The organism is Halorientalis pallida, assembly GCF_004118325.1.
Classification (GTDB): domain Archaea; phylum Halobacteriota; class Halobacteria; order Halobacteriales; family Haloarculaceae; genus Halorientalis; species Halorientalis pallida.
In genome coordinates this window covers 84,264-108,885 of record NZ_RDFA01000007.1, presented here as the reverse complement: position 1 = coordinate 108,885, position 24,622 = coordinate 84,264, and the positions used below count along the sequence as shown (strand labels likewise).

Sequence of the window (24,622 nt, the reverse complement as noted above, 5' to 3'; positions counted from 1 at the left end):
CCACTCGACCGGGGTCTCGGCGGCACGGGCCATCGAGAGCACAGATTACGTCTGATCGGGAAGCGACGCAGCCGTCTCACCGTGTTCGATACCAGTGCAGTCCCGGCGAGGGAGGGTCAACGGACTGTTCGCCATATCGGTCGTCGTTATCGTCCCTGGTTGTGTCGTGAACGCCCACTCGAAACCGGCCTCGTGAACGAGTTCCCGCGTACGCGCGGAGTACGAACTGGTTCCGCCGTATGGGTACGCGAAGAAATCGACCTCGGTATCCAACAGTTCTCCGAGACGTCGCCGGGAGTTTCGAATCTCGGTTCGCTGGTCGGGCAGTGAGAGTCGAGAGAGTACGGGATGGGACACCGAATGTGCGCCGACGACCATGCCGGACGCGTCCAGTTCCCGGAGCTGGTCGGGCGAGAGATACAGGTCGGCGGCTTCGACCGATCTGTCTTCAGGGAACCGATATTCGAGTGCCTCGAGCACATCGGGCAGGTGTTCGTAGGGGATGTCCTGATTGCAGAGGCGCTTGAACCTCCGGATGCTCTCGCCGGTATCCCGGTCCGCGTACATACCTTCGGCCGACTGCTCGGGGACGGACAGCTGGTCGTGGTCGCGGAGTATGTCGAGCAACGCGTCCAGCAGCTCGGTCCCGGAATAGCACGACACCAGCGTGTGGACACGATGGACGGGCAGTCGGCGACCGTCGACCAGAGGATCGGTCGCTACGAAGAAGAGGCCCCAGAGGTCCCGTTCGTCCAGTTCCGGCAGGACCCAGCGATAGTGGTCGAGTAGCCCGTCGTCGAAGGTGAGTACGACGCCGTCGGCGGGCGGTCGACGGTCTCCCCGAAGGCACTCGAAAAACGTCGACTTCGAGAGCAGCGTGTGTGTGTCTTCGAGATAGTCCAACTGTGCCCTGAACCCCTCCAGCGGGAGGTGGTAGTATCCCGCAGGTGGTTCGCCCGTCTCCGGGCGCACGTAGTGGTACGTGATCGCCTGCATCAGCACCACCTCTCGTGGTCGCGACAGGACCGCTGTCGTGTGCCCGCCTGTGAAGACTGATCGATCATGCCCTGCAGTTCTCGACGGCCGCCGCCAGTTCCGCGGCGATGCGCTGGCGATGCGCCGGTGGAAGGTTCGCGTGCATCGGCAGCGAGAGCACTCGCTCGGACATCGCCTCGGTCGTCGGGAGCATCCCGGGTTCGGAGCCGTGTTCCGCCCGATAGAACCGGCTCAGGTGGATGGGCTCGAAGTAGACCTTCGAGGCGATATCGCGTTCCGCGAGATACTCGATCACGGCGTCCCGGTCGATCACCTCGTCGAACGCGACGGTGTATAGCTGGTAGACGTGGCGCGCATCCTCTGCTTCCACTGGCGGGTGAACGCCCTCGATCCCGGCGATGCGTTCCGTGAGATCGGCAGCGATGGCGCGCCGACGCTCGATGATATCTTCGATTCGTTCCATCTGTGCGACGCCGAGGGCCGCGGCGATGTCCGGCATGCGGAAGTTGTAGCCCATGGCGACGTACTCGCCAGTTTCGGCGCTGTCGAAGTACTCGCCCGAGGCGCGGCCGTGCGAGCGACGCAGGCGAAGCCGCTTCGCGATCCCGTCGTCGTCGGTGACGACCGCGCCGCCCTCGCCAGTGGTGATGATCTTGTTCTGACAGAAGCTCAAGACACCGGCGTCGCCGAGCGTGCCAACCGGCTGGCTCTCGTAGCGCGCGCCCTGAGCTTCGGCCGCGTCCTCGATCAGGTGCAGGTCGTGGGCCGCAGCGATCTCCTGGAGTTCGCCGATCCGACACGGGTGGCCCGCGTAGTGGACGGGCACGATGGCCGCTGTCTCGTCGGTAATGGCGTCGCGGACTGCATCCGGGTCGAGCCCGTAGTACGCCGGTTCGATATCGGCGAACACCGGTGTCGCACCGACCGCTTTGACCGCGTTGGCGGTCGCGATGAAGGTGAACGACGGGACGATCACCTCGTCGCCGGGTCCGGCACCGGCCGCGTCCAGACTGGAGACGAGCGCACTCGTCCCGGAGTTGAACACGACGGCGTGCTCGACGTCGAAATACGCTGCCAGCAACTCCTCGAACTGGTCGACGAACGGCCCGTTTGCCCAGTAGCCACCGCGCGTGATCGACTCGACGGCGTTCTTGAGTTCGGTCTCGTCCCAGTCGATCCGAAACAGTGGGATCGGCTCGTCGTTCGCTCCGGTTTCAGTCATCGGTTCCGATCACTGCGAGGGCGTCGTTTTCGGATGTCGGGTGTGACGCGTCGAACACGCCTGTCTCGACGAGGCCGATGATCTCGTCCTGGTTCAGAAACGGCTCCATGTCCGACCGATACCCGTCCGGCGGGAGGTCGGTGTCGGTAGCGGGGCCCGCAGTACCGTCGGCCATCTCGGACGGCGGGAGGACGCTGTATCCGTCGTCGTTTTCGATGGTTCGGGCGACTTCTGTCGGCCCGACGAGATGCTCGTGGGCGCGTTCGCCGGGACGGCGACCGATCTCTTCGATCTCGACTCGCTCGGGCGGCGTCCCAGCGGGCGCATACTGGTCGACCATGGCCTCGGCGAGATCGCCCAACCGGAATCGCTCGATCCTCGGGACGTGGATCCGCCCACCCGGCTGGTCGGCCACACGGTCGGCGATGAACGACGCCGCCCGGGTTTTCGACATGGCGAATCGGGTCATCTCCGGGTCGGTGACCGGAACCGGCCCCCCGGACTCGATCCGTTCGCGAAACAGTGGCACCACCGAGCCAGCCGAGTCCACGACGTTACCGAGACGGACACAGCCCAACCGCGGCCCGTCCGGTCCGGTCCGATCCGCGGCCGCGTGTGTGATCCGCTCGGCGAGCATCTTGCTCGCACCCATCGTCGACGTCGGGGTCACTGCCTTGTCGGTACTCAGTGTGAGTACCGACTCGACGCCGACTCGTCGTGCCGTCTGGAGGACGTTCCACGTACCGTCGGCGTTCGTCCGAATCGCCTCGTACGGGTGAGACTCACACTGTGGCACCTGCTTTACCCCAGCGGTGTGAACGACGTAGTCTGCCCCCCGCATCGCCGCCTCGAGGCGGTGCTCGTCGCGAACGTCCCCCAACTCGAATTCGAGTTCGGGGAAGACGTCACTGGTTCGCTGTTCGAGCGCGAACAGCCCCTGTTCGTCGTTGTCGAACACCGTGATTTGCGTTGTGTCGTCCTGTTCGAGGAGGTGAGCGACCACCGCTGACCCAATCGACCCACACCCACCTGTAATGAGGACCCTCCCACCGGGACTCATTCGTGAAAACTGATGGTATTGTTAGATTTAAATATTACGGAGCGAACAAATGACGCGACCGATCCAGAGTATGCAGCGAAGACCGTAGCCAACTATCGGGAGCTCTCGGTTCGAGGCCAACTCGTCAGGGCCCACTCAGGGACGTGAGGAAGACTTCGGACGCGAGAGGGAACGACGGGCGAAGCGGACCCCTGCTTCCCGAATCCGATGCAGGCGTTGCCCAGTCAGGCGGACTACCGTCTTGACCGAGAGCAAGGCAACGTACACCACGAGCAAAAGGAGGATTCGAACGACGTCGTAGCTGTACTGGAGCACGCCCGATCGGTCGGTCATAGCCGAACATCATACTGAGCACGTATAAATCCATGCCCAAAATTATCGGAAATGAAACTTGGAAACGATGGAGAGATGATCAGATAGACCAATGGTGGCTTACCGATAGACGAGATCGAGCGCTGTGCCGTGGTTTTGGAGCGCTCGTATCGGTGTCTGTAGGAGCGTGGGAATTCGTCGACCAACCCCACCAGATAGCCCGAAGGGACGGGGGCGGACGTCTCGGTTGGTCGGTTAGTATATGCCATTCCCGACACAACAAGTATCGAATATGAATATGGCTATAGCCGACCCTGTAATTTAGCACGCCTCGCTGGTGCTCCGCCGTGATTTTCGTTTCAATCTCGCCCCAAACAGAACAATTAACAGTTAGTAATATAAGATGTATATAGAGTGGGGTTATGGGTAAGAGTTCATCCGAAGACGGAGAATCCGGAGCGGAAATCAGTCGTCGACAGGCCTTGCAGGGTATCGGCGTCGGTGGTGGGGCAGTCGTCGGCGGCGCAGGCCTGACAGAGATCGGTATGGGGGTACTGGGATACGGCGGGGGTAGCTACAGCTGGAGGCCGTCCTGTCCGAAAGGGCAGGTATTGCACGCCAAATACGAAGTGAAAGACGACGAGCGGTTCGAGTTACAGGAGCACGAAAGTCGCGGGGACGCTCTGGACGCTGTCGACGACAGCGACCCGCTCGTAGAGTTCACCGTCACGGAACGTAAAGGGAACGGCGAGGTTCTCAGCTTCGAGGCCGACACGTCGCCGTACTACATGAACAAGATGGAGGTGAAATTCAACGGCTCCAGTGAGGTCGTCGAGGTCGACGAGGCACAGAACCACTTCGAGTTCGAGAACCCAGGAAATCACGCTGTCAGTCACGTGTACTTCTGCAAGAAGGTCTACATGCAGATCGATCTCTTCGCGGGTGGCGAAGACGACATCAAGAAACCGCCGACGTACGACTGGGAGAGTGATAACCTGATCAAAGCCGCGATGGCGAACTCGGTGGACGGGGTCGTGAGTTCGAGTCCACTCACCAAGAACTACGATCCAGTGCTTGGTGGTGCGCTACAGGATCGTGAGATACACTTCGAGGTCGACTGGGAGTGGTTCTTCGAGACAGGAATCGTCGCCGCGTACTTACCAGACATCCCGAAAGATCCCGACATCGAGGAACCGGAGTTGGTCAAAGAAGCCCATTCGAAGCGGTACATCGAACTGACGCTCGCCGTGTACGAACGAACTGGACCGGAAGGTGAAGGGAGAAGCGGGAGCTTCCAGCCGGAGTTACAGCGGTACGTCGACTCCCACACGAGATGGGTCCAGTTCGGGTTCTTCAGTCAGTTCGATCTGGAAGCGGATACGCCGAAAGCCGTCGAGAATCTTCCTGACTAGAGTAAATCGTCGAATGCTCGCTCGAGGACCTGTCTCGTTCGCCACCCGCCAATCGCCGTGAGCAAATTACCGACGTCTTTCAGCGTTCTGTCGTTGGTGTGGTACAGTGCCTGCGCAAACGCGATGATCGCTTCGGACGACCACCCCTTCTCGCGGAGCAGTCGGATTCCGAGCACACGCCAGTAGGTTGCCTGCGCGGCCCGCTCTGCGAGTGGATACTGGTCGTACAGGTCGCCATACCGGTCGAGGACGTTTCGACGGGCACGGGCGTTCTCGAGTGAGTCGCCCAGAGAGGATCTGTCGTCGTGGTGGGTGAGCGGGTCATCGACGAAGTCGAACTCGGTACGACGAGCGAGTTCGATATTGAATCCCAGATCGTCGGCGGCGTGGAGGTTCGGGAACGGAAGGAACTCGTCGAGGACCGCACGGTCGATCAACATCGTCGAGGGCATACAGGGGCCAGTCGACCAGCGGAGGGCCGGTTCGAGTACGTCCCCACGAACGTCGGAGTCCGGGTACTCGATCTCGCCGTCGTACAGTTCGACGCCACTGTAGACCACGCCGAGATCGTCGTTCGATTCGAGCAGTGGAACCCGAACGCGGAACGTCTCCGGGGAGAGGGAATCGTCGTCGTCCAGAAACTGGACGTACTGGCCGCTCGCGACGCTCGCCCCGACACTCCGGGCGGCGTGTGGGCCACAGTCGGCGGGTTGGGGGATATACTGATCCACATCGTAGCGTTCGATGACTGGTCGGGCGTGGCCCTCGCCGCTTCCGTCGACCACGATCAGTTCCACCTTCGGATACTCGATATCGAGAACACTCTCGATGGCGCGTTCGAGCATTTCGTTCCGGTAATACGTGGTCACGACGACCGTGACCGTGGCAGCCATTGCCCGTCGTTACCCTGCCGCAGACAAAGACCTATCGCCGCTGAAATGTCGTGTGAAGACACAGGCTAATGTAGCTTCGAGTGCTACGACCACCCAGTGACGAACCACGTCGTCTCTTTCTCGATCGGTGCCAGTAGTACGTCCGCCGAGATCGTGGCTGGGGAGGGCGGGATGACGACACTGCTGACGCCGACTGGTCTCGGTGCGGGGGGCGCTTTGATTGCAGTCGTTCTCGTGGTACTGCTGGGCTATCTGAACGTCGTCAGCGCGCGCGAGAACGCCGACCCACGGCTGCGACAGATCGTCATCAGCGTTTCGGTACCGCTGCTGGCCACGTTCGGTGGCGTCGTCGTCTACGAGTCCATACAGATCGTAACGAGCTGACTCCGCTGTGTTCAGAGGAGGAACGGACCGAAAATCGGCAACACGCCGAACAGGACGACGTTGAGACTGCCGTGAACGAACGTGACGAGCAGGAGACTGTCGGTCAGTTCGTAGCCGATTCCGAGTAACACGCCGATACCGAACGCGACGACGAGTTCGGGAACGAACCCGTAGCCGGACCGGGTCATCGCGAACACGACGCTCGCGAGAAAGACGCCCGCCAACCACCCGTATCGCTCCGAGAGCCCCCGTTGCAGGACGCCACGGAAGATGAACTCCTCGGCGAGCGCCACGACGAATACTGCAATCACGACGAGGATCCCGAGGAAGAGCGGGGACCACGCCGGTAGGAGCGTCTCGGGTCTGAGAACGCGATACTCGATCTCGGCGAGGACGAATCCCACTGGAACAGCGACCGGGAGCAACAGGAGCCCAGTCCTGATATCCAGCGGAATCTCCACGAACTCGGACGAGCGTTTCAGCACGAACAGTCCCGGGAGGAACGGCGCATACACCAGTGGGAGCCAGTACAGCGTAATCTCGAAGAACACCGGCATCCCGAGGCTGACACAGCGCAGCGCCGACACGAGCGCGAGTCCCGCGTACGCCTCTGTTTCGTCCCCGAACCACATCGGGACGATCACCGCGTACAGGAGCGTAATGAAATGTGACCGGAGTGCAGATGTCGTGTATCCGGCGAAAAACAGCGTCTCGCTGAGGACGATCCCGAGGATCGGCACGAGAAGGGCAATGTTCGCGAGGGTCACACCCCGTCGAACCAGCCACTCGCCGACGCTATCGGAGAGAGAACGTGAATCTAGACGCATTTAGCCAACGTACACCTGTGCCCTACAACGACTGGTGTATAGCCCACGACAATAAACAGTCGGATTACGTCACGAGCGAGCAGTCAGTGCCGATGGCAGAGATACTGGCGACTGGAACCGGTCGAAACTATTGCCACAATATCAAAACGGATATACGTAACCACCAGAATGCTAAGATATACGATTCGGGTGGGACCGATCGGTAGCTCATGAACAAGGGGTACGTCGACAGGGATTGGTGGTGTGGGACGGACACAGAAACCGACCGAACAGTCGTGGGGATGTCGACATGACCGACCAGCCCAACATCGTTCTGGTCACCTACGACAGTCTCCGTGCCGACCACTGCGGGTTCATGGGCTACGACCGGGACACGACGCCGACTCTCGATCGCATGGCCGAAGAGGGCGCTGTGTTCGAGAACGCCGTCGCCTCCGGCGTCCCGACCATCGCGTCGATGACCAGCGTGATGACCGGGCACCACTCGCTCGCGAGTCCGGAGATCGGATTCAATACACAGCAGCGCGAACAGGTCACCTCTCGTCCCACCATCGCGGAGGTCCTTTCGGACGCGGGTTACAGTACGGGGGCGCTCTCGCCGAACCCGCCGGCGTCGAGTTACTTCGGGTTCGACGACGGCTTCGACTGGTTCGAGGACTTCCTGGCGGAAGACGACGGCGTCCTGGAGCGGGCCTGGAACCGGGTGTTCCAGCGGTCCATCGAAGGTGGCGGGCTCGCGACGTACGCGCGACTCTTCAAGAACGTCGCGACCAAAGACGAGATCCTTCGCCCGTGGGCGGACTTCTACGACGAGATACTGGCCTGGCGCGAACAGGCCGAAGAGCCGTACTTCCTGTGGGTACTCCTGCTGGAACCCCACCACCCGTGGATGCCGCCAGCCGAGTACCAGCAGTGGAGTTCTCGCATGGACAAGTATCGCGCGTTCCGCCAGTACTACGAGATGTTCACCGGCGGGTGGACACCGGATTTCGACGCCGGGGAACGCGAGCGTCTGGTGAATCTCTACGACGACTCGATCAAGTATGGCGATGCCTTTTTGCAGCAGTTGCAGACGGACCTCGCCGACGACGATCCAGTCTATCTGGTCCACGCCGACCACGGCGAGGAGTTCGGGAAGCACGACCGATACGGCCATCAGGCCGACCTCTACGAGGATCTGGTTCACGTGCCGCTCGTGGTCGGCGGCAGCGTCGATCGGTCCGAACCCGTCGAGCGTCCCGTGGCGTTGCGCCAGTTGGCGCCGACCATCGCGGAGTTGGGTGGGGCGTCCCACCCCTACACCGCGTCGAGTCTGTTCGCGGAGTCCGAGCGGCCGTGGGTCTCCTCGAAGGTGTTCGCCGAAGGCGAGCGGCGGGTCGCGATCCGGACCGAATCCGAGAAGTTCATCACCGAACCCGATCGGGAGGAACTGTACGACCTCGCGGCCGACCCGGACGAACAGCGTGATCTGAGCGCCGAGCATCCCGAGACGGCCGAGGCGTTTCGGGGGACGGTCGACCACCACGTCCGGACCGAACAGGAGAAACGGTCGATACGGTCGGCGGTGGCGGAGCTGGGAGGTGAGGACGTATGAGCGAGCACAGGCCGAACATCGTCCTCGTGACGATCGACAGTTTGCGGGCCGACCACTGCGGGTTCGTGGGCTACGAGAAGGACACGACGCCGACCATGGACCGGATGGCCGAGTCGGGGACCGTGTTCGAGAACGCCATCGCACCCGGCCCGGCCACACCCGAATCGATGCCGGCGATCTTCACCGGCCAGTATCCCGTCGATCGGGAGACCGACGCAGACTCCGAACTCACCGCTCGCCGCGAGCGCATCCGCCACCACATGGAGGCTCGCGACACTCTCCCGGAGAAGCTCTCGCGGCTCGGGTACGAGACGGGCGCGTTCACGCCCAACCCGTTCACCTCGCGACACTTCGGTTTCGACCAGGGGTTCGACCACTTCGAGGACTTCATGGACGAGGCCAATCGGGGCGCACTCTACCAGAAGGTGTTCCAGGGCTTTCTCGAAGACAGCGGCCTCTCGTCGATGGCCCGCGTGTTCATGAACATGTGGCAGCGTGAGGAGGTGTTCAAGCCCTGGGAGTCCTACTACGACGACGCCATCGAGTGGATACGCGACGCCGAGGAACCGTACTTCCTGTGGGTGTTCCTGATGGATGCCCACAACCCGTACATGTCCAGCGACGAGTACCGCTCGCAGTCGAGACTCTCGGAGTTCCACGCGAACTTCGAGTTCTGGCGACAGAGCCACGAGACGCCGTTTTCCGATTCGATGCACGAGAAGTTGGTGACCGCCTACGACGACTCGATTCGGTACTCCGATGCGTTTCTGGAGCGGTTGCGTCGGGATCTCGCCGAGGACGACCCGGCCATCGTGATTCACGGCGATCACGGCGAGGCGTTCGGCGAGCACGGGTCCTACGGTCACGAGCCGTACCTGTATCCCGAGAACGTGCACGTGCCGCTGGTAGTCGACGGCGTGGAGGACACCGAGATATCCGAACCGTTCTCGCTACGGAACCTGCCGGGCCTGTTGGGTTCGATTGCTGAGGACGAACCGGTCGCCGAGCTGGCTTCGGCATTCGAGGTGTGTCGTACACGGGACGGCGAGTCGGTCGCAGTTCACACGGCCGACGGCTACGAACTGGAATCGGTATCGGCGGGCAGGTTGGAGAACAGATCACCGTTCGTTGACCAGTCAGAGGTAGACCTCCACGAACGGCGAACGGTCAACTCCGCTGTCGGACAGATCATCGAGAGAGAGCAGGTATGACTGACAATCTTGTCATCGCACACGGAGGTGACGTGAGCCAGCCGAGTGGCGGGACGAACCGCGTGACTGCGTTCGCGACCGGACTCGCCGACCGAGGGTTCGATGTGACACTCGTCGTTCCGGAACCGGACGAGGAGTTATCCGATGGATTAGGTGAGATCGAAACGTCGTTCGTCTCGACGCCGAATTCGAGCATTCTGGACGAGCCGATCCGTGCGTCCCTGATCGCCCGCCGGGCGAAGGCCATTGCGGAACGTGAAGACGCCAGCGTCCAGCTCGAACACTCCACGCTGGGCGGCATTGCAGAGCTCTGGGGGCATCGAGACTACGTCCTCGACATGCACGACTTGGCCCACTCTTCGTCACGATACGGTGACCTCCCGTTCGGGTCGGCGATCCAGCGAGCGATTTACAACATCGAGAAACGGGCGATCGACTCCGCCTCGAACATCGTGGTCGTCTCGGAGAACATGCGGACCCTGGTGAGCGAGACGTGGGATATCGATCCTGACGAGATCGAAGTCATCCCGAACGGGTACGCAACGGAGACTGTCGAGCCCTATCGGACCGACGAAACCGTCGAGGGTCGCGTCGTATTTCTCGGGACGCTCCACCCGAAACTCGACACCGAGGCGATATTCGACATCGCCGCGTCACCCGAGGTATCGGAGATGATCGTGATCGGTGACGGCGCGAAACGCGAGGCACTCGAAATCGGGAAAACCGAACGCGGACTGGAGAGTCTCGAGGTTCGGGGCCGGCTTCCGGACGAGGAGGCGTTCCCGTTGCTGGCTCGCGCGGCCGTCGCGATCAATCCACAGACGGAGTCGTCCCTCCAGAAGGCATCGTCACCGGTGAAGCTGTTTTATTACGCGGCTCTTGGACTGCCGATGGTAATTTCGGCTGGACCGTCGATCGGTGAGGAGCTTCAGCAGGCCGGTGCGGCAGCGGTGATCGAGCCTGGAGAGGCCTTCAGTTCCCAGGTGACGGAGGTGCTGAGCGACAAGTCGCGCCGCGATTCGATGAGCGAGGCAGCCAACGAGCTAGCGCCTGCCTGGGGGTGGGATCAGCGGGCGGCCGAGCTGTCAGAGATATACGGCACGAGTCGGTAAATCGGTCACAGATGTAATAGATAGACGCTAATTAAACGGAGACATGTTACCAGAAACAGTCCGGATCGGTCGACGGCAGGTGCTTGCTGCGGCCGCGGGACTGCAGGCGCTCGTCTTCCTGACTGTCTTCTGTGAAGTGGCCACGGGAGTCGACCTCTGGATGGCACGGCCGCTTTTTGCGGTCGTTTATTTAACAATAGTCCCCGGGTTACTCATCGTTACTCTGCTGGGGTTAGACTACGAGTTGGCAACTGTCACAGGGTACGTCGTGGGAACAAGTCTGATCACGACGATGATCGTCGGCGGCGTCATCAGCCTGCTGTTCCCGGGCCTCGGTGTGACCGAACCACTCCGACCGGTGCCCCTTTCCCTCTCGCTCGGGAGCGTCGTGGCAGCCCTCTGGGTCTCCGTCTATCGCGCTGAATCCGAGTTTTCAATAGACGTTCCCATTGGGGCTCTCGTCAATCCTCTGCCGCTCGGGCTTCTTTTGATCCCATTCGGGAGTGTCCTCGGGACCGCTTACCAGACGGGAGGGGGGTCCAATATCCCCCTCATGACCACCCTAATAGTGGTGGCAGTCACTCCGCTGGTCTTGCTCACTTGGACTTCCTCCAGACGATGGTACGGACTTGCAGTCTGGATGTTGGCCATCGCGCTGGTATACAACGACGGGCTGTGGCCCTTCAGCGGTGGCCACCAGCTCATTAGCATCACCATTGAACAAGGTCGCTGGATCCCGAATTACCAAGGAGGAGGAATTGAACTGGGTTCCCTGCTTCCAAACGGCGTATTGTACCCAGCTTATGCGTTGCTAGGAGATATTCCTATGGGAGTTCAATGGGATCTTGTCAACCCATTTATTGTTGCTTTGCTCCCAGTGTGGCTGTTCGCCATGTTCCGGTGGCGAACTAACGCCCAGAAAGCGCTGATCGGGGCCTGCCTGTTCATGTTCTCCTTTCCATTCTACACGCTATACCCGGGTGGTGGGCGCGTGGCCACGCCTGTCTTCTTCCTTGCACTGACCGGGCTGGCCGCGAGCGACGACTTGATGGCCGAAGAGTATCGACAGCCACTGTCGCTTGTATTTGCCGCCGGCATCTCTGTCTCGCACTACGGTACCTCTTGGGTGGTAATGGTCGCATTCATTATCTCAGCAATGCTGTTACTGGCGACACGCGTCGCCGACAGACTGTGGCCCGGACGAAACCAGTCACGGCCGGATGCAGAAAAAACAATGAGCGACGGCGGCGTGAGATCGTCGTTATCTGGTCAAAGTCGGGTAGACCGAGGGCGATTACTCCAGTGGCCGTTCATCGTCTTCTACTCAGCGTTTACGCTCGCCTGGTACCTTTATACTGGTCTAGGTGGGAAATTCAAGACTCTCCCAAATCACATTGCAAATGGAATTGCAAAGATCACATCCGGAAGTACCGCCAGCGGAGACGCAGCCCGATCGCTGACGAAAGATTATGGGTCAATTTCTATTGCTTGGAGTCGGCAGCTATACCTATTGTTCGGTGTACTAATGGCGCTGGGTATCCTCATCCTTGCCTGGAAGCGGGTTATTCGGAATAAAAAAGTCGTCTCGGATGAGTTCCTCGCTCTCGGGGGCGGGTTTTTTACGATACTCGCCATCGCATTCCTTCCGTTCAGCTCCGGGTTCAATACAGCCCGAGTAATGATGATCGTGTTCGCATTCTCGGCACTATTTATGACTTTCGGTGCTGGAGCCATTCTAAATGGGCTCTCGCAGGGGGTATCTGCGTTTAAGGACCGACTTCCAGTTAGTGCCGACTGGGCCGAAGTTGCCAGTGTCAATTTGCAGTCTGTAATCAGTGCTGGGCGAGTTGCCGTAAGCGGCCTAGGTATCCTGCTCGCCGTGTTTCTCCTATTAAACACAGGCGTTGTCGCCGAACTGGTTACCAAAGATTACGCCCCGACAAACCCGGTGAGTACGGAGCGACTTTTGAACAGTGAGGATCCCATCGAGCGCTCGCAGGCCGGGGCATGCACGGACTGTAAAGTCCAGATGCACGTTTGGATTCTTGAGAATAAGGCCCCTAGTCGACCGATATATGGTGATTTCCTATTAAATGCACAAATAGACTACTGGCGGGGCCCAATTACACGGCAGCTTGATAAGGTACCTACGAAAGTGTACAATGATATCTGGGAGATCCGCAATGGAACGAAGAACACATCATACATTGCGATCCGGCCGTATAATATGGACACTGGTGGCGTACTCGTCAAAGGCAAGTATGATTGGCGTCAGCTGGATATGAACGGTCTGACAAAAACGACAAACAGAATATATGTCTCGGGAGATTCTAGAATATATATGTCAAAATAAGAGTTAGATGGGCTGGATATATGGTTAAATATACAATATATCATGAGTGAGGAAACCGGGTCAGATGATAGTAAGCAATCAACTTCAGACGCTCTAGCAACCGTTGTATCCGGAGGAGCGATTATTTCTGCGAGTAAATTTATTTCATTAGGATTTGGTTTTCTGACACAAATAGTGATGGCACAATTGCTTACTGAGGCTGCGTATGGAGAAGTAGTTCTCACGCTTGCAGTGGTTAACATCGCTGGTCTTATTGCAAAATTAGGACTGGATGAGGGACTCACGCGAGAATTACCTCATTATGAAGATTCTGCTGAGAAAGCACAAGGTGTCATCCGAGCAGGTATCGTCATCGCTGCCATATCTAGTCTTACTAGTTTTATCTTTGTGTATTTTTCTGCACCATTCGTTGCAAGGCAAATTTTCAGTGATGCGTCCCTAATACCTCTTTTTAGAGTGTCAGCATTCGGGATCCCGTTTATTGTCTTCAGGAGTGTTTCGGTTTCATTAGCCCGCGGTTCACGCAATGCAAGAGTGCATGCATATGTAAACCAGTTATTTCAGCCCTTTGTAAGGCTACTATTCATCTCGGGCTTTGTTATTGCAGGATTCAGTGCATTCGGGGCCGTTGCAGGGCAAATATCCGCTGTGATAGTAGCCTCGCTGCTGGCATTATATCTCGCTAAAAAGACACTTCCTTCGTTTAGTGGAACGCCAGCCTCAATGTACCGTTCAGTGCTCACATTCTCTGTGCCGTTGATCGCTGCTCAGGGAATGGGATTTATCAATTCCAATGTCGACATATATATGATAGGATATTTTATAGACTCGTCCGCGGTCGGTGTATATAATATTGCGCTTCAGTTGGGAAATATTGTGACAGCTGTATTGGGATCAATTGGATTCCTGTTACCCCCAATGCTTACTCGTCTGAATAAGAAGAATCAGAATGTAGAGATGAGACGAACTTATCAAGTGATTACAAAGGTAATGACGATCGTGGTACTGCCTTTGGTTGTTGTCCTCTTTTTTGCACCGTCTTTGGTTATTGGCATATTTTTTGGTGAAAAATATATTGATGGTGCAACTGCCCTTCGTGTACTCCTAATTGGTAATCTGTTCGCTGTTGTGATGGGACTAAACGGGTCGGCGCTGGTTTCGCTTGGCGACAATCAAATTATCTCAGTGATTGTGGCTGTGGAAAGTGTGATAAATATAGTAATTAACATACTATTGGTCCCTGTCCTCGGGATCGTTGGAGCTGCAGTTGGGATGACGATAAGTACTATAATTGGTGATTCACTTGGCGTTTCAGTGCTGTATAAGCGCCATGATATACATCCATTTACCCGTTCAGTTTTTTCGCCCATTGTTGTTGTCTTGCTACTCTCATTCATCGGATATTTCTCTTTTTCTATAATTGGCTTCCCTACAGAACTAGTTATCATTCTGATCGGAGTCGCGTATGTCCCATTAATCACCACAGTTGCTATAGAGCCTGAGGATGAGGAGTTGTTGTCTCGGTTCGAAGATCACATGGGGTACGATTTGAGCATATTCCGCCAGGCAATTCGGATATTGGATTAGAAAATATGTATTGACATATTTTAACCGTCCGTACTAACTATTAAAACAGTATATTCCTTTCTCCGTTTGGCACTGTCCAGCGAAGCGAGTTTGAGAGGTAGGATGTCGTAGCAAGGTGCCCATCCAACTCGCAGACCCCCTCAACGAGACCTAGTTGAGAGTGGTTCGATGAGGTGAAGCTGAAATCTGGCCAGATCGTCGCCGGTAATTCTTTGACGTTGACGTGTTTAACTGTTACAGGACTGACCCCGCGGCATACGCACCGATCAACGAGAAGCGCAATGTCGGCGATAGAGTGTTTCTTGTCGTCGCTGGCGGCTGTCTGACTGCTTTGGCTCATCATGAGTTGAGGGTCGACTCAATTACCAGATCAGGAACCACAATAAAGGAATTATTCAAGTCAGTCGCGATGTAGATCAACCGCTTTCACTCATTGTGGCAGAGTAGTCGCCAGAGCGCGAAACAGTTGTTACTCTGCCCTAGATACCATTGACAACCACCAACGACCGAATCAAGCGCTTGACGGATGAACACTCGCCGGGAAGCAGAAATAAACAGTGCCGATATTATATTTCATGATGTTCTATATCGTAGATTGCATTCTTAATACGGCCACACTCTGAATGGTGTTCCATCCAGCCATCAAGAAGACGACGACAGAGATTAATAGTCTCAAGATCGTCTACCCGTGCTCCATCGTCTGTCGTAAGTCGTACTTCATCATCTCCATCAGATCGTTGAATGAACCGCCAGTTTTTCCCGCTAATTCTTAGTTTGTCACCGCCGCTAGCGATACTACCTGCAGTGTCCTTTGCTACCGTTGCCACGTCACCACCTATTGCAATTGTATTCAAAAGCTCTGGCAACAAGCGCAATGAAAACGGTGCCGAAACGGTCTCTCCTGGGCCGTTACCCCATATCACAAGAGGGACATGTACGTTTTGTTTATATAGTTGATCATGGTGCCCGTAGGTGCCGTGCTCCCCAAATGCCTCACCGTGATCGGCGGTCGTTACAATAACAGCGTCCTGTACATCTGATGCAATCCGTTCTAAGAACCGATCAGTATACCGGATTGAATCATCGTAAGCAGTCACAAGTTGATCGTGAACCCGATTACTGTATGGCGTTTGCTGACTTTCAAGATATAGTCTGAGGTTTGCCTCATACGTCCGCCACCGGGACTGCGAAGTCGCTTTCTGGTCTGGAAGGTACGGGAAATGGACATCAAGGAGGAATACCCAGACAAAATACGGCTCGTTTGCCTCACTTATCCATTGCGTAATATTATCATAAAAGTGCTCCCACGCTTTGAATGTATTAGCCCGCTGTAGCCAGCTCATCAAAAGACGGACCCCAGCGATCGTCTTTGATCCCCTACCGGCAATCATCCGTTCCCAGATCTTTTCTGACCTATCCTCGTCCATAAAGTCCTGGTAATGATCAAAACCTCGTCCGAAACCGAAATATTCCGATGTCCAAGGGTTGGGCGTGAATCCAGCAGTTTCGTAACCGAGATCCGAGAGTTGGTCTTGAATCGTCACGTGTCTGTCAATGTGACCAGATATGTCTTCCTGAGTGTCATCCATTCCGTTGACATGACCCAATACAGAATCTGGGTACTCTCCTGTGAACATACTGGGTAATGAGTGAGGTGTCCGAGAACCTGGGGCATATGCATTTGAAAATACCATCCCCTCATTCGCCATGCGGTCTAACATTGGGGTCGTGTTTTTTTCATAACCCATGAAACCACAGTGGTCTGCACGCAGACTGTCAATAGTCACCATTACAATATTGGGATGAGAATCTTGATCTATCGTCATGGGCAAGTAATATCTCTCAACCATCCTACTACAAGTTGACGGTGTGTAGAGTGACTCATAAGAAAGTTAGACAAGTCTGATTTAAATAATACTAGTTTAGTTTTGAATTATAGCCTATGGACGAAAAGGCCTTCAAAAAGATTGGAGGCAGAGACAAATCCGCTATTTAAAAGTCTATCAACAGGAAATTTAGTGCCACCACCAATCCCACGCAGAGGGCACACTCTGTGTGAACGTTATCGTCCCAAACCGAGGTACAGCGAATGTTGACGGAGTAGAATCCAAAGTGTAGTCGTTCCCGTCCCCATCTGTAATCTTGATTCCCTTCCCGCCATCATGAGTCACCGTTGCGGGTTGGCCGTAGAAGTTACCTGTACCATCATTTGTTCCAGAGGGCAGAGATGGTTGACTCCGACCCTGATATCCAACCGGATTATGGCCCCAGTTTTCTGTAACTTTCACGTTGTAGTTCCCGCCCCAATTTTCATTGATCCCATTCATACAGTAGTTTCCGGTAATTTGGCCACTCCGTAATGCCTTAGGGTCAAGATCAAGATCGTAGTTGCCACCACCACGGAATACGTTGCCAGAAATAACCACCTGATCGTTATTACCATTTCCACTTACCGTATCGAAGGCAGCATTACCACTGCTATTACATGCATTCACGTTATTCCCCGTAAATACTGCTCTGTTGAATTGATTGTCACTACCGTCAAACTTGAGTACTTCGTGGTTAATGTTAAATATACAGCCAACTACGTTTGTTCCTTGTAGATTATCGAATATCGCGTCTCCGCCCCCACCAAAGGTGCAGCCATTAAAGAACAAACTTCGCCCCTCAATCATATTCCCGCCACTGTTACTGCCGAAGATTTTGCAGTCGGTAAATACCCAATTTTTCGACGGCCCAGAGGGAGACGAAGCGATTCCAGCTACTCCTGGGTCGGCAGGAAATTCGTCTCCCTGATTAATTCGGCACCCGCGGACCTCATTTCCGTTCCCTGCATATTTGAGCGGTGCTACTCCAGAGTTCGAGTGCTGGAACATGCAATTGTCGATAATCGTGTTGTTCGGGTTCTTATTGGTGACTTGGTTGATCCTGAAGTGGGCCTGTCGAAACTGACAGTCTCGCATCGTTGACTGATAACTTCCTGACACGCGAAGACCCTCACCGTTTGGCCCAATACTTTCGTTGGTTATCCCTCTGAGTGTATGTCGATCGGAATCCCAGATATGGATTCCGTATACGTCCCGGTCCGCAAATCCAAACGTGATATTTTCAATTGAACATGCGTTTCCTTCGACCCGTATCATTCCCTGGACTGGATTCGTCGGGAAATCAGAGGAAGGCTGGAACATTGTTGTGCCTTCCTTATTCCATTCGTAGTCCGCCTGTCCGTGAAGTTTGACCCCATCGGCAGTAATCGTTGCCTGCGTGTCGAACGTGTAGGTGCCAGTGCCGAAGATGATCTTTCCGATTACATCGGTGCCTGTGATTGTAGTCGCCCCGTTGTTGAGAATATCATCATGGAGAGACTGAATCACAGCGCCTGCATCGGTACCACTAAAAGGGCCATTATTTGTAACGAACGACTCCGCAACGTAATCCCCACTTTGATCAATATAGACGATTCCTGCGACTGTTTCTTTGAATGACTCTGTCCCGGTTCCCCGAGGGCTATCTGTCGTCGTTGATCCATCAGGATAGGTCAACGACTTTGTTATAGTTGCATCACTCACTTCGATAGATTCGAATTCCCGTGATGCACGTGTCCACGATGATTGCTTAGCATCGTAGACTGCCCCGGTATCTTCTGCTATAAAGATTGCCCCTTCGTGTGCCGTATAATTACTGAGGTTCGATTCTTGATCGCGGATAACAAGACGTTTCTCAATAGCCCGCATATCCGGCGAGTGAGTCCAATCAGTGTCTCCCTCGCTGTAAATATTAAGTCCGTGGTTCGGCGTTTTTTCAACCATCTTCTTCGTGTAATCGCACTCCGGTTTGTTAAATATATGGTCAAATTTGCGACAATTATATTAGAAGCTTGTTGAATCCGTTTTATTGAATATGGAAGACAGCGACAGGATTTCTCCGTGAAAGTTTGAGGAAATGAGGTTGAAAGGGCGGTGAGTGGCGTTACTTGATCTCGTTAAAACAGCACTACAAATAGTCGGACAAGCGTTATAGAGTGCTATAGAGTGATCTATGAAAATCCTGCTTTGAAACCGGTGGCACGTGAATTAGGAGATATGGCTCTGTTGAAATCCTAGTGATCAGACACTATCTACGCTGAAACAGCAGGTGAGAATGGTCGCGCACGGCACCCCCATCTCAGAATCAAAGACGACTGGCGTAACCGTTACACGCACCAAGGTCTCATCCCGGAACACGGACGTGTCATTGGGCGAAGGACACAACGGAGGCAACAACTAATGCGTCGCAAACCGCGTGCCCGACGATGAGAGTGCGTGGCCGGTCAATGGCTCAACCGACGTGACTTCAACGAATGTTCCGAGCGCCCCATAGTAAAGAATAAAATGCCAACTATATTTACTTTCAAGACGTGATTTACGGGATTACAGCGGGCGATGGGGATCTCGCCGATATGGCGATCTGCCAACTCCGCTCTCTCCACAAATATACATCGGCAACCCGTGACGAAATCGTTGTAAACTGTCCACTTGATGAGTGGGTCGAACTCTCCGACTGCAAACAGCGTGAAATTGAATCTCTATCAACGCTCTACCACGAGCCCCCAACTATACCGGACTACCCGCTAAGTGCAGCTCATGCGACTGGACTGGTCGCGGTTGACCAAGCAGGTCCCAATGAATGGGTTGCCCTTCTTGACACGGACACAGTGGTTCTGAAAGAGTTAGACAGGTTCACAGAGACTGACGCGGAACTCGCGGTCAAGCCTGCTGACTTTCACTACCAACGTGTCGGCCTCGACGAGGAAACACTCCGACAAGCATACGAATCCACCAATACGACTTATCCAGAGGAAACGATGCGGTCGACGGTCGACAAGGAACCGATAATCCCCTACTGGAACGGTGGTGCAGTATTCTCAAGAACAGACTCGTTTTTTTGAAAAGTATGCTAATTTGTCAGAGAGCCTCCACAAGGACTTTCCTGATGAATTTTTCTTGGACCAGATGGCGTTATCTATCCTCTCGACTGATTTCAACACGCTTTCACTCCCTGAATCTTATAATTTCTTGCTCCCGCAGCGTCTTTGGACCCCATCTGATACACGTGTTCTTCACTACCACCGAATAAACGAACTTAAGTATGTTATCAACCCGACTGTCTATCGTAAACTGTATGACATTGATGCCTATAGTCAGCTTGAATTCGGGGGTGTAAAGCAGCAGTTGAAGTTATTCGCTATCAAACTCACCCGACTTCGATTACGTCGATAGGCAATTCGACATATCGGATGCAAAAAGTTGTCAATAAATAAGATGCATTGTCAACGATAACCGAGATGTTCAAGCCGCTCTTCTACGGTATTTTCGTCATCAGTCGACTGCTCGTAACTCGTGGGTTTAAGAGTCTCACGGTCGACCGCAGTTGTCTCAACCCACGGGACTCGACGAACCACGGGATGCCTGACTCCCGGACTGTGATCCCAGAGGAACCGCTCACCGAGCGCCTGTCCGTGGTCGGCAGTGATAACTGCCTTTTCAGCGTCGACATTTTCCAATAGTGTGTACACCTCGTCCAGCGCGTACCGGAGATTGTCGACGAATCCATCACTGAGTTGGTCACTGGTGATATCCCCTCTGAAGTAGTTGTGATACAACTCTCGCCCGATGGACCACTCCACTGGTTCTACGTCGCGTCTGTCACCCACCTGCTCGAAAAACGGCTTGTGCGGTTGCATGTAGTGGACCACAAGTCGGTCGAAGGAACTCGATCGTGCAACGTCGACAGCACGATCCGTTACCATATGGGCCGGTGCCACGACGTGGTCGGAGTCGGCTCCGAGATAGTTATTTACGTTGTCGAAAGCGGCCAGACGTTCCGGGCTAATATGTTTGTCAACGAAATGGTTCGCGGAAACGTAGGCGGTTCGCTCTAGTTCGTGATCCGGACCATCGGCGAACGTGTCCTTTAGCCACTCCTCGGAGTGACTACCGACAGACCAGACCGAGTCGACACCGTCGACGAACGAATATTCAGATTCAACGGCGTTCATCCAGTCGACGCGACAGGCGTCAAGCACCACCAGCAGGTCCCAGTCGCGGTCCCAGATACTTGTCTCCGAGATATCCTGGTTGTACCACCTGTGGAACCACATCGAAGCGACCATCGGATACCCCCGCCAGCCCCAGTTCTCAAGTGGCAGCTGTAACCGGGACCACTTCTCTTTCAGGTCTTTGATCATACAGTCTTACCTCCAGTTACAGTTATGGTTCATATAACCGTTGTGAGATTATCATATTTTTCTCCGAAACAATCCAGTTGCTCACCTTCGGTAAACGATGTTGAAGCTCGTTTCGCTCGCTCAGCTAGCTCACGCCGATTCCCGACTGAACGTTCGAAGTACCAACAGATGCCCTGAGAGAGACTGTTCTCGGACGGTTCGACAGATAATTCGTCGGCGATCTCGGAAACGACATCTCTTGATCCCGTAGTATCAGTCACGATCGCAGGCGTTCCCGCACGCATCGCTTCGATAACCGTCACACCGAACGCATCGGCTCTGGCCGGATGCACGTAGAGGTCGGCCCGTCGGTACTCGTCGGCGAGGTCTTCGACGAATCCACGAACCGAAATCCCCGGCACGTCACCATAGCGGTCGGGATGGCCGTCGCCGATCACGTCCAGCGTCGCATCGGGGAAACGGTCACGGACCGACGGCCACGCACGGACGAGCATATCCACGCCCTTGTGATCTCTCGCTTCACAGACTGTGACGGCGTGACAGCCATCCACGTCCGTCTCCAGAGCGTCGAGTTCCGAAGCGAACTCCGGTTGCACGTACGGATACACCGTTCTTCGAGGGGTGTCGCCGACGAACTCGGAAACGTACTCCGAGACGAACTCCGAGATCGTGAGAACGCCATCTACGTGTTTCCTAATGAGTCGGCGAACGATTTTCGAGTCGAGGTACCGTTCTGCCGGCCGGAGAATACTGGTCGGAAAGTCGTCGTCACTGAAGTCGTAGCTTTCGAGCCCAAACATCCGGTGTGCAGCCAGGAGGAGTATCGTGGCGTCGGGATATTGGTCCCTGATAAACGGTGTGGCATACACTGCGTCGGCGTTTTCCAGCACGAACGTATCGTACTGCAGAATGTCGAGTTTCCGGGCAGCAAGATACGGTTCGAGGAAAGTCCCGGCGACCGGTGAAAAGTCGGCATCGGGAAACAACACCGGTTCGGCCTCGATTGCTCGCTGGAACCCACGGTGGGACGGGTGACCAAAATCGCCACCTTCGTCGTTTACCGAGTGGCCAAAGGCCGGGAAAACCCACGCAACATCATCACTCATTGTATAGCCCTCATCTAAATTGACCAAGGCAGTTCGACGGCTACAGGCACGGTTGGAATCAGTGGATGTTGCTGTCCTGACTGAGTGTTCGATCGACCCTCACTCCGATCTGTCATCATTGGTACCCCAGAGCTCTCAATTGCCCCTCGACATCACTCGATCGTCGAGAAACCTGCATTTTTTCGGGCTCTCGAGTCCCTTCGTCCGTCGCCGTCGTCTCCACGTACGGAACGGACCGAAGACTCGACAACGGCATGTGCATCGGATGGCCGTACACCCCGTATTCGCCGAAGGCGTTGCCGTGGTCGGACGTGATTATCACCTTCTCTGCGTCGATGTTCTCCAACAGTACCTCGACGCTGTCCAGCGCGTACGTCAGGTTGTCCCGGTATCCTTCCCAGACGTCTTCCGCCGAAACCTCACCACGACGTAATCGTTCCCAGACCTCGTCTTTGTTGTATGTCCCGAACTCGTCGAGTTCCATCCCGCCCTGGTTCGTGAGATTCATAGCGGGAACGAACGGCCAGTGTGGCTGCATGTAATGGACCAACAAGCGATCGGTGTCTTGCTCGCGCCCGATATTGATACATCTGTCAGTGAGTGTATCGGGTGTCACCGTATCGTGCTCGTCGTTCCAGGCGTACTTCCAGATCTCGTCGAGTTCCTCGAAGTCCTCTGCATCGAGCTTCTTTTGAGAGAACGGGTTGCCACAGAGATAGTACGTTTCGGCCATATCGCGATATCGTTCTTCGACGAACGTCCGTTCCATCCAGGCCGGCGTCATCGAATCGAGCGAGCGAATACTATCCGTACTGGGCACGAAATCGTAGTCGTCCGCGACTTCACAGAACAGATCGTACCGACACGCGTCGAGAACGATCAACAGATCCCAGTCGAGGTCGTAGATAGAGACGCCTGGGTCGCGAACCCGGTCGACCTGGTGGAGGAACTTGTAGTACGGTTGTCGCCAGAGTGAATCCAGTCCGCCGACCCCGTGCTCTCTAACCTCGGTGACGGTCCCCCCGAGCCAGTTCCGTATCGAACCCATGTTCATCCCTGTGTACTGCGCGGTATCGTAGTCATCCAGAGGTCACGTTCCGAGTTCTGGAAACCGACTACTTCCTTACTACATACTTTCATATGAGAGTAACATATACTCTTCGACGTGAGTAACGTTTGCTAACGGGAGCCAAGAGCCGCTTCGGAAGCCTCCACTGACGATATCCGGTGAGTGGTTCTGCACGCGCGCTCTCACAGACCATCGATTTCGGCGAGCAGACGAGTGAACTGTTCTTCGAAAGTACGTTTGCTTCGCTGACAGTCGAACTTGGTCGTCGTCTCACGGGCCACTTCGGAGATGGAACGACGTTCGTCGAGATCTCGATCGAAGTACTCGGCGACCGATTCGGCGATCGCGTCGGGAGACGGTTCACACCGAAGTGAGGAATCGACCGCGGACAGGTGCGGCGTCACACCGCAGTTAGTCGTCCCGATCGCCGGAACACCCGCACGCATCGCCTCGAGAACCGCGACGCCGAACGCTTCGAACCGAGCCGGGTGGACGTACAGCGACGCGTCCCGATAGGCCTCACCGATGTCGTCCACGTAGCCGGTAACGGTGACGCCCGGCACGTTGCGTTCGACGTGTTCACTCCCGACGAGTTCCAGCGTCGCGTCGGGATGTTCCGCACGGATCCTCGGCCACGCACGGCAGAGCAGATCCACCCCTTTGTGAGTTCGGTTCTTGCCGACGAACACCGCGTCCTTGCCGTCCAAGGAGGGCTCCATCTCCCCGAGTCGATCGAAGAGGTCCGGTTTGACGTACGGATGGACGACACGAACCGGAACGTCGGGTGCGATACGCGAGACGTTCTGAGCGACGAGACCCGAGACGGCGATGGCACCGTCCACACTGTGTCGAAGCAACCTATGAATGATCGTAATGTCGACGGTGCGGTCGATCCATTTCGCCACCGAATGCGGGCTCCACGGCCCGATATCGTACCCGTCGAGTCCGAACGTCCGATGGTCCGCCGCCAGATGGATGTTCAATCCGTCCGTCCGCGCCGTGAGATACGAGGCAGCGTACAGTCCCGCCACGTCTTCGCTGAGGTACACGTCGTACTCTGTGGACATCGATGGAATCCGTCGTGCGACGCCCAGCACGTCTTCGACGACGGAACCGGTCAGCAGGTCGTGGTCAGTGACCGGTAACTGCACGCGATCCGCTCCGATGGCATCCGCGAACCCGGCGTGGACCGGATGTAACTCGTTTTTGAACAGAATCGCGACTCGTGCTCCCGTCCCATCGGTACCCATCGAGTTCG

The 24,622-nt window shown here is 55.8% G+C and carries 20 protein-coding genes; 8 read left to right on the top strand and 12 right to left on the bottom strand.

Annotated features, from left to right (window positions below; all coding sequences use genetic code 11):
- Positions 1-45 precede the first annotated feature (45 nt).
- From EAF64_RS17580 to EAF64_RS17565, 4 genes are all read right to left on the bottom strand, one after another.
- Positions 46-996, bottom strand: a complete 951-nt coding sequence (locus EAF64_RS17580; RefSeq protein WP_129070291.1) for a polysaccharide deacetylase family protein — start codon at positions 994-996, stop codon at positions 46-48.
- 64 nt (positions 997-1,060) lie between these two features.
- A complete protein-coding gene (locus tag EAF64_RS17575; protein WP_129070290.1) occupies positions 1,061-2,218 on the bottom strand; it encodes a DegT/DnrJ/EryC1/StrS family aminotransferase in 1,158 nt (385 codons plus the stop codon).
- The gene (locus tag EAF64_RS17570) at positions 2,211-3,278 is read right to left on the bottom strand and encodes a polysaccharide biosynthesis protein (protein WP_129070289.1); all 1,068 of its coding nucleotides are present in this window, start codon (positions 3,276-3,278) and stop codon (positions 2,211-2,213) included. Before EAF64_RS17570 ends, EAF64_RS17575 begins: the two co-directional genes overlap by 8 nt.
- A gap of 135 nt (positions 3,279-3,413) precedes the next feature.
- Positions 3,414-3,611, bottom strand: coding sequence for a hypothetical protein (locus tag EAF64_RS17565; RefSeq protein WP_129070288.1), 198 nt, complete (start codon positions 3,609-3,611; stop codon positions 3,414-3,416).
- Between the two features lie 401 nt (positions 3,612-4,012).
- Here EAF64_RS17565 and EAF64_RS17560 point away from each other — a divergent pair, with 401 nt between their 5' ends.
- Entirely contained in the window at positions 4,013-5,002 is a 990-nt protein-coding gene (locus tag EAF64_RS17560; protein WP_129070287.1) for a twin-arginine translocation signal domain-containing protein, read from the top strand.
- Here EAF64_RS17560 and EAF64_RS17555 read toward each other — a convergent pair.
- Positions 4,999-5,895, bottom strand: coding sequence for a glycosyltransferase family 2 protein (locus EAF64_RS17555; RefSeq protein WP_129070286.1), 897 nt, complete (start codon positions 5,893-5,895; stop codon positions 4,999-5,001). The two genes, EAF64_RS17560 and EAF64_RS17555, sit on opposite strands and share 4 nt — an antisense overlap.
- 96 nt (positions 5,896-5,991) lie before the next feature.
- On the opposite strand from EAF64_RS17555, the gene EAF64_RS17550 reads away from it, so the two are divergent.
- Positions 5,992-6,279 carry a hypothetical protein gene (locus tag EAF64_RS17550; RefSeq protein WP_129070285.1) on the top strand — a complete coding sequence of 96 codons (288 nt, stop codon included), beginning with the start codon at positions 5,992-5,994 and terminating at the stop codon, positions 6,277-6,279.
- An 11-nt stretch (positions 6,280-6,290) separates the two neighbouring features.
- Here the strand turns inward: EAF64_RS17550 and EAF64_RS17545 are convergent, their stop codons facing one another.
- Complete coding sequence (locus tag EAF64_RS17545) at positions 6,291-7,046, bottom strand: CPBP family intramembrane glutamic endopeptidase (RefSeq protein ID WP_193767746.1); 756 nt, start codon at positions 7,044-7,046, stop codon at positions 6,291-6,293.
- A 349-nt stretch (positions 7,047-7,395) separates the two neighbouring features.
- On the opposite strand from EAF64_RS17545, the gene EAF64_RS17540 reads away from it, so the two are divergent.
- Genes EAF64_RS17540 through EAF64_RS17520 form a run of 5 tightly spaced genes read left to right on the top strand, consistent with a single transcriptional unit; the run spans position 7,396 to position 14,963 of the window.
- On the top strand, positions 7,396-8,700 hold the full coding sequence (locus EAF64_RS17540; protein ID WP_129070283.1) for a sulfatase: 1,305 nt from the start codon (positions 7,396-7,398) through the stop codon (positions 8,698-8,700).
- Positions 8,697-9,911, top strand: coding sequence for a sulfatase (locus EAF64_RS17535; protein WP_129070282.1), 1,215 nt, complete (start codon positions 8,697-8,699; stop codon positions 9,909-9,911). The genes EAF64_RS17540 and EAF64_RS17535 overlap by 4 nt, the downstream gene beginning before the upstream one ends.
- Positions 9,908-11,023 (top strand): glycosyltransferase, encoded by a 1,116-nt coding sequence (locus EAF64_RS17530; protein WP_129070281.1) that lies wholly within the window; start codon positions 9,908-9,910, stop codon positions 11,021-11,023. Before EAF64_RS17535 ends, EAF64_RS17530 begins: the two co-directional genes overlap by 4 nt.
- Before the next feature lie 43 nt (positions 11,024-11,066).
- Positions 11,067-13,376: a DUF2206 domain-containing protein gene (locus EAF64_RS17525; protein ID WP_129070280.1), complete on the top strand. Its 2,310-nt coding sequence runs from the start codon at positions 11,067-11,069 to the stop codon at positions 13,374-13,376.
- 42 nt (positions 13,377-13,418) lie between these two features.
- Positions 13,419-14,963, top strand: coding sequence for a flippase (locus EAF64_RS17520; RefSeq protein WP_129070279.1), 1,545 nt, complete (start codon positions 13,419-13,421; stop codon positions 14,961-14,963).
- Between the two features lie 566 nt (positions 14,964-15,529).
- Here EAF64_RS17520 and EAF64_RS17515 read toward each other — a convergent pair.
- Entirely contained in the window at positions 15,530-16,789 is a 1,260-nt protein-coding gene (locus EAF64_RS17515) for a sulfatase (protein ID WP_193767745.1), read from the bottom strand.
- A 189-nt stretch (positions 16,790-16,978) separates the two neighbouring features.
- Positions 16,979-18,772 (bottom strand): hypothetical protein, encoded by a 1,794-nt coding sequence (locus tag EAF64_RS17510; protein WP_129070277.1) that lies wholly within the window; start codon positions 18,770-18,772, stop codon positions 16,979-16,981.
- Between the two features lie 587 nt (positions 18,773-19,359).
- Here EAF64_RS17510 and EAF64_RS17505 point away from each other — a divergent pair.
- Positions 19,360-19,890, top strand: a complete 531-nt coding sequence (locus EAF64_RS17505; RefSeq protein WP_129070276.1) for a hypothetical protein — start codon at positions 19,360-19,362, stop codon at positions 19,888-19,890.
- A gap of 381 nt (positions 19,891-20,271) precedes the next feature.
- Here EAF64_RS17505 and EAF64_RS17500 read toward each other — a convergent pair whose 3' ends face one another.
- From EAF64_RS17500 to EAF64_RS17485, 4 genes are all read right to left on the bottom strand, one after another.
- Positions 20,272-21,189, bottom strand: a complete 918-nt coding sequence (locus tag EAF64_RS17500) for a hypothetical protein (RefSeq protein WP_129070275.1) — start codon at positions 21,187-21,189, stop codon at positions 20,272-20,274.
- A gap of 29 nt (positions 21,190-21,218) precedes the next feature.
- Entirely contained in the window at positions 21,219-22,295 is a 1,077-nt protein-coding gene (locus EAF64_RS17495; RefSeq protein ID WP_129070274.1) for a glycosyltransferase, read from the bottom strand.
- 115 nt (positions 22,296-22,410) lie between these two features.
- On the bottom strand, positions 22,411-23,064 hold the full coding sequence (locus tag EAF64_RS17490; protein ID WP_227739038.1) for an LTA synthase family protein: 654 nt from the start codon (positions 23,062-23,064) through the stop codon (positions 22,411-22,413).
- A 482-nt stretch (positions 23,065-23,546) separates the two neighbouring features.
- Positions 23,547-24,614: a glycosyltransferase family 4 protein gene (locus tag EAF64_RS17485; protein WP_129070272.1), complete on the bottom strand. Its 1,068-nt coding sequence runs from the start codon at positions 24,612-24,614 to the stop codon at positions 23,547-23,549.
- Positions 24,615-24,622 lie beyond the last annotated feature (8 nt).